The 5,288-nt window shown below is 49.4% G+C and carries 4 protein-coding genes, 4 tRNA genes and 1 rRNA gene; 8 read left to right on the top strand and 1 reads right to left on the bottom strand.

All coding sequences use genetic code 11. From position 1 onward, the window contains the following. The first annotated feature begins 125 nt into the window (after positions 1-125). The 3 genes from rrf (at position 126) to birA (ending at position 2,723) form a co-directional block, all read left to right on the top strand. Positions 126-241, top strand: a 5S ribosomal RNA gene (gene rrf / locus CG67_RS04050). A 479-nt stretch (positions 242-720) separates the two neighbouring features. Beyond that, on the top strand, positions 721-1,758 hold the full coding sequence (gene murB / locus CG67_RS04045; RefSeq protein ID WP_025901703.1) for a UDP-N-acetylmuramate dehydrogenase: 1,038 nt from the start codon (positions 721-723) through the stop codon (positions 1,756-1,758). Continuing rightward, positions 1,755-2,723, top strand: a complete 969-nt coding sequence (gene birA / locus CG67_RS04040) for a bifunctional biotin--[acetyl-CoA-carboxylase] ligase/biotin operon repressor BirA (protein WP_025901702.1) — start codon at positions 1,755-1,757, stop codon at positions 2,721-2,723. Before murB ends, birA begins: the two co-directional genes overlap by 4 nt. A gap of 53 nt (positions 2,724-2,776) precedes the next feature. Here the strand turns inward: birA and coaA are convergent, their stop codons facing one another. After that, positions 2,777-3,730, bottom strand: coding sequence for a type I pantothenate kinase (gene coaA / locus CG67_RS04035; protein ID WP_025901701.1), 954 nt, complete (start codon positions 3,728-3,730; stop codon positions 2,777-2,779). 550 nt (positions 3,731-4,280) lie between these two features. Here coaA and CG67_RS04030 point away from each other — a divergent pair. The 5 genes from CG67_RS04030 to CG67_RS04010 form a co-directional block, all read left to right on the top strand. Continuing rightward, a tRNA-Thr gene (locus tag CG67_RS04030) sits at positions 4,281-4,356 on the top strand. A gap of 10 nt (positions 4,357-4,366) precedes the next feature. After that, positions 4,367-4,451: transfer RNA gene (locus CG67_RS04025), tRNA-Tyr, on the top strand. Positions 4,452-4,641: 190 nt separating this feature from the next. Beyond that, a tRNA-Gly gene (locus CG67_RS04020) sits at positions 4,642-4,716 on the top strand. Positions 4,717-4,721: 5 nt separating this feature from the next. After that, a tRNA-Thr gene (locus tag CG67_RS04015) sits at positions 4,722-4,797 on the top strand. A 124-nt stretch (positions 4,798-4,921) separates the two neighbouring features. Further along, positions 4,922-5,288 (top strand): GTP-binding protein (locus CG67_RS04010; protein ID WP_025901700.1); only part of this gene is annotated, 367 nt, incomplete at its 3' end.

Genomic DNA, 5,288 nt, shown 5'->3' with positions numbered 1-5,288 from the left:
TTTTACGTTCAGACAAGGCGGTAACCGCGTGATGAGAAGGAGCATACATAAGTATGTGACTGAACAGCACAAGGGAAACCAACGCCGTATGAACGAAAAAGATTCATTTCCGCACAAAGAATTTGCCTGGCGGCAAGAGCGCGGTGGTCCCACCTGACCCCATGCCGAACTCAGAAGTGAAACGCCGTAGCGCCGATGGTAGTGTGGGGTCTCCCCATGCGAGAGTAGGGAACTGCCAGGCATCCAATAAAACAGACAGGCCATCCTCACGGATGGCCTTTTTGTTATGGAATTTTTACCCTTTTCTTTATTAAGCATGTCTGCGGGCACCGGGGAAAACCCGGCACCGGCGGCATGAAAAGGCAGAGGCCGCCCTGAGGGGCGGCCTTTTTGCATTCCGGGTCGGGAAAAGGGGGCATCCGGCAGCGTATTCATTTGAGGTGTTTCCCCGTTCTTTCTCCGGACCTTACATATCCGCTCTTACGCCCGATAACGTTTGAGGGACAGCGAAGAGAAAAATACCAGTAACTCGTTAAAATATCTTTATGACCCACAAGGAGCATTGGGGCGAACTCTGATTTTACGGGCCATTGCCAGACTGACCTTTACGCTTTTTCGCTGCTATATATTGCTTGCGGCTTACCCTCACCGATGAAAGTCTCAAAACTCACCGGCATATCAGGTAAACTATCGGGCATATAATTTTGTTAAGGTCAGGATATGTCTAACCCAACCCATTCTTTAAAGCCCTTCAATACGCTTGGCCTTGATATTCACGCTGACGAAATCATCCGGGCAGAAAGCTCTGCCGATCTCAGGAAAGCATGGGACTACAGCCGATCAGTAAATAAGCCCTTTCTGTTACTGGGAGGGGGAAGTAATGTGCTGTTCCTCCGTGATTTCAGGGGAGTCGTCGCAGTTAATGAGATCAAAGGTATTTCATTGTCTGAGGACGAAGACAGCTATCTCCTGCACGTTGGTGCCGGTGAAAACTGGCATCAGCTGGTCAGTTGGTGTTTACAACATAATATCGCCGGCACCGAAAACCTGGCATTGATTCCTGGCGTAGCAGGATCCGCGCCTATCCAGAATATTGGTGCTTATGGTGTCGAATTCAAAGATATCTGTGACTATGTTGATGTCACAGAACTGACGACCGGCAGAGAGTTTCGTCTTGAGAAGGCGCAGTGCCGGTTTGGTTACCGTGACAGTATCTTCAAGCATGAACTTTGTCAGGGCTATGCGGTGACGGCAATCGGTCTCCGGCTAAGTAAACAGTGGAAACCTGTGCTGACTTACGGTGATTTAACCCGGATGGATGCCGCGACTGTCACCCCCCGGCAGGTCTTCGATACCGTCTGTGAGATGAGAAAGAGCAAACTTCCTGACCCTAACGTTCAGGGAAATGTCGGGAGTTTCTTCAAAAACCCATTGATCACCGAAGAACTTAGCCACCGGTTACTGGCGACATATCCGGGGCTCCCCCGGTACCCACAGGCTGACGGAACAGTCAAAGTCGCCGCAGGATGGCTTATCGATCAATGCCAGTTAAAAGGGTATAAGCTGGGTGGTGCTGCGGTACACAGTTTACAAGCCCTGGTACTGATTAATGATAACCAGGCAACGCCACAGGATATTGTCGGCCTGGCGAAACATGTCCGGCAGTGTGTCGGGGATAAATTTAATATCTGGCTCGAGCCCGAAGTGCGTTTTATTGACTCACTCGGCGAATGTGATGCTGTCGGAGTGATCTCATGAAAGATTACAGTGTACCGTTGAAAATTATCCGTGTGCTCTCTGATGGCGAGTTTCACTCCGGTGAACAGCTCGGTGAAAAACTGGGTATGAGCCGGGCGGCGATCAATCAGCATATTCATACACTCAAAAACTGGGGTATCGATATCTATACCGTTACCGGCAAGGGTTACTGCCTCTCCGCCGCACTACAGTTATTAGATGATGATGCTATCCGGGCCGGTGTCCGGGGGAGCGGTGACGTTCAGGTCATACCGGTTATTGATTCCACCAACCAGTATCTGATGGAACGTATGAGTGACCTTCGCTCCGGTGATACCTGTATCGCAGAATATCAGCAAGCCGGTCGCGGGCGCCGCGGCAGACAGTGGTTCTCACCCTTTGGTGCCAATCTATATATGTCGATGTACTGGCGGCTTGAACAAGGGCCAGCCGCGGCCATGGGATTAAGCCTGGTGGTGGGGATAGTCATTGCTGAAGCATTACAGTCTGCCGGTGCGAAAGATGTTCGCGTAAAGTGGCCGAATGATCTCTATCTTAATGACAGGAAACTGGCAGGGATACTGGTCGAGCTGAGCGGCAAGACCGGGGATGTGGCTCATATTGTGATTGGCGCGGGTATTAACCTGATGATGCGTAATGTCGATGACAGTGTGGTTAACCAGCAGTGGATTAGCCTGCAGGAAGCCGGGATCACGATAGACCGTAATGCATTGACGGTCGCACTGATTAATAAAATGCGTGAAGCACTCACTCTGTTCGAAACCGAAGGTCTGGCACCTTTCATTGACCGCTGGGCAAGTCTGGATAACTTTATAAACCGCCCTGTAAAACTGGTGATAGGTGAGCGGGAGATCCATGGTGTCGCCCGGGGGATTGACAGCCGGGGTGGATTATTACTGGAACAGGAAGGTGAAATCACCGGCTGGGTTGGGGGAGAGATTTCCCTGCGTCCGGTTCAGGCTTAACAGGGGAGGACGGGGATAGCTGAGCTTTGCCTTTCCCCGTCAGTCTGTCGCGACTACTTTCTTAGCCGTACCGAATGCACGGCATGGTTTTCACCTTTCGCTAAAATCAGGCTGGCCCGTTCACGGGTCGGCAGAATATTTTGCTGAAGGTTCCGGCCATTAATATCATTCCACAATCCGCAAGCGATCTCTGTGGCTTCAGACTCCGCCAGACGTGCGTAGTTATGGAAGTAGGAGTCGGGATCGCTGAACGCTCCTTCGCGGAATTTCAGAAAGCGGTTGATATACCAGCGCTGGAGTAATTCTTCCGGGGCATCCACATAGATAGAAAAATCGACAAAGTCAGAAACGAAAACACGATGAGGATCATGGGGATAATCCATTCCGCTTTGTAATACATTCAGCCCTTCAAGGATAAGAATATCAGGCTGTGTCACCCGCTTATCGCCATCGGGGATCACATCATATATCAGATGCGAATAGACCGGCGCGGTCACCTGCTGCTCTCCCGATTTCAGGTCAGAGACAAATTTCACCAGTTTGTGCATATCATAGGATTCCGGGAATCCTTTTTTCTTCATTAATCCGCGTTCTTTCAGTACCGCATTGGGATGAAGAAAACCATCTGTCGTGATTAACTCAACCTTCCGGTGCTCCGGCCAGCGACTCAGCAGGGCTTGCAATACCCGGGCCGTGGTACTTTTGCCAACGGCGACACTGCCGGCAATACTGATAATATAGGGTATCTTCTGTTCGTTAGTTCCCAGGAATTGTTCCAGCACCGCCTGGCGGCGCAGATTCGAGCTGATATAAAAGTTCAGCAGACGGGAAAGCGGCAAATAGATTTCTGCCACTTCTTCCAGAGAAAGATCTTCATTAATCCCTTTTAACCGGGCAATTTCCTCACCGGTTAATGTCATGGGAACCGAATCGCGCAGGGTTGCCCATTGTTCACGGGTGAACGATAAGTAGGGGGAGGTAGCCAGTGACAAATTTTTTTTACTCATATTCCGACATCTGACGACAAATTTATCCGGTCCATCATCGACTGACTGACATAGAGCAGTAGGGTGAACTGCAGCCGTGATGAAATAGTGTAATAATGAGGTAGCAGGCTGGAGGTTAACACCAGAAGGGTTCCGGGAAAAAGCAAAAGATGTCGGGCCGGAGAAATTTCGTATCGCAGAAGGCTTCTGGTTAAAAATAAGCAGGATAATAGGCAGTAATGATCCTTTTAGTGACCCATTCCACAGAAAAATTGCCAGCAATGTGCCTGTTTTATAAGCAATCAATTCGGCTGACGCAAAAAAAGTAAATTTTTTCCGGTTATCGTGCGTCTAAAAACAGGAAGATTTTAGGTTCACCCGGCAATCATCAAGCGTCATACCCCCGGCGAAATTCGAATGAAGCGCAAATAATCACCACTATTTGTTGTCGATTTAGACAGTAAAACCGGAAAAAGCCTTGTTTTGAATAAATAGTAAGCGAAGAGAAAAAAAATTAAAATTTGTTGTTGCATCCTGGCGCGGTGCCCCCTAAAATGCGCCTCAACTTGATGCCGACTTAGCTCAGTAGGTAGAGCAACTGACTTGTAATCAGTAGGTCACCAGTTCGATTCCGGTAGTCGGCACCATTCAAGTTAAGGTGGGATTCCCGAGCGGCCAAAGGGAGCAGACTGTAAATCTGCCGTCACAGACTTCGAAGGTTCGAATCCTTCTCCCACCACCATCTCTGCCTCTGGCAGGGAAAAATGTGAAGCAACACGCTATCACAGCCTGGTGAGCATAATTATCACCCCGAGTGTAGGCTGGAAGTTTCAGTCGAAAGTCGGTCAGTTTATCTGGCAGACTCGAATAATAAGAGAGCCATCTTGTTATTCAAAAGCTACAGAAATATCAGGTAGCAAGAGTTCCAGGATGCGGGCATCGTATAATGGCTATTACCTCAGCCTTCCAAGCTGATGATGCGGGTTCGATTCCCGCTGCCCGCTCCAGATGTGCTGATATGGCTCAGTTGGTAGAGCGCACCCTTGGTAAGGGTGAGGTCCCCAGTTCGACTCTGGGTATCAGCACCACTTCTTTATATCTCCTCTCCTGAAATTTCTGTTCACTTAAATAATTCATTTTTTATCAGGCATCCTGAATCCTGGTTGATGTGATCATATCACCGACTTATCCGTGCTTTAAAAGGGTTATCTAATGGCTAAAGAGCAATTTCAACGTAACAAACCACACGTTAACGTCGGTACTATCGGCCACGTTGACCACGGTAAAACCACTCTGACTGCAGCAATCACTACCGTACTGGCTAAACACTACGGCGGTGCTGCACGTGACTTCGCGCAGATCGATAACGCGCCAGAAGAAAAAGCACGTGGTATTACCATCAATACTTCACACGTAGAATACGAAACCCCGACCCGTCACTATGCACACGTTGACTGCCCGGGCCACGCCGACTACGTTAAAAACATGATCACCGGTGCTGCACAGATGGACGGCGCTATCCTGGTTGTTGCTGCAACTGACGGCCCTATGCCTCAGACCCGTGAGCACATCCTGCTGG

The organism is Tatumella sp. UCD-D_suzukii, assembly GCF_000611875.2.
GTDB classification, from domain to species: domain Bacteria; phylum Pseudomonadota; class Gammaproteobacteria; order Enterobacterales; family Enterobacteriaceae; genus Tatumella; species Tatumella ptyseos.
Note: the sequence above shows the minus strand (reverse complement) of the source record. Positions and strands in the feature narration are given on the sequence as shown.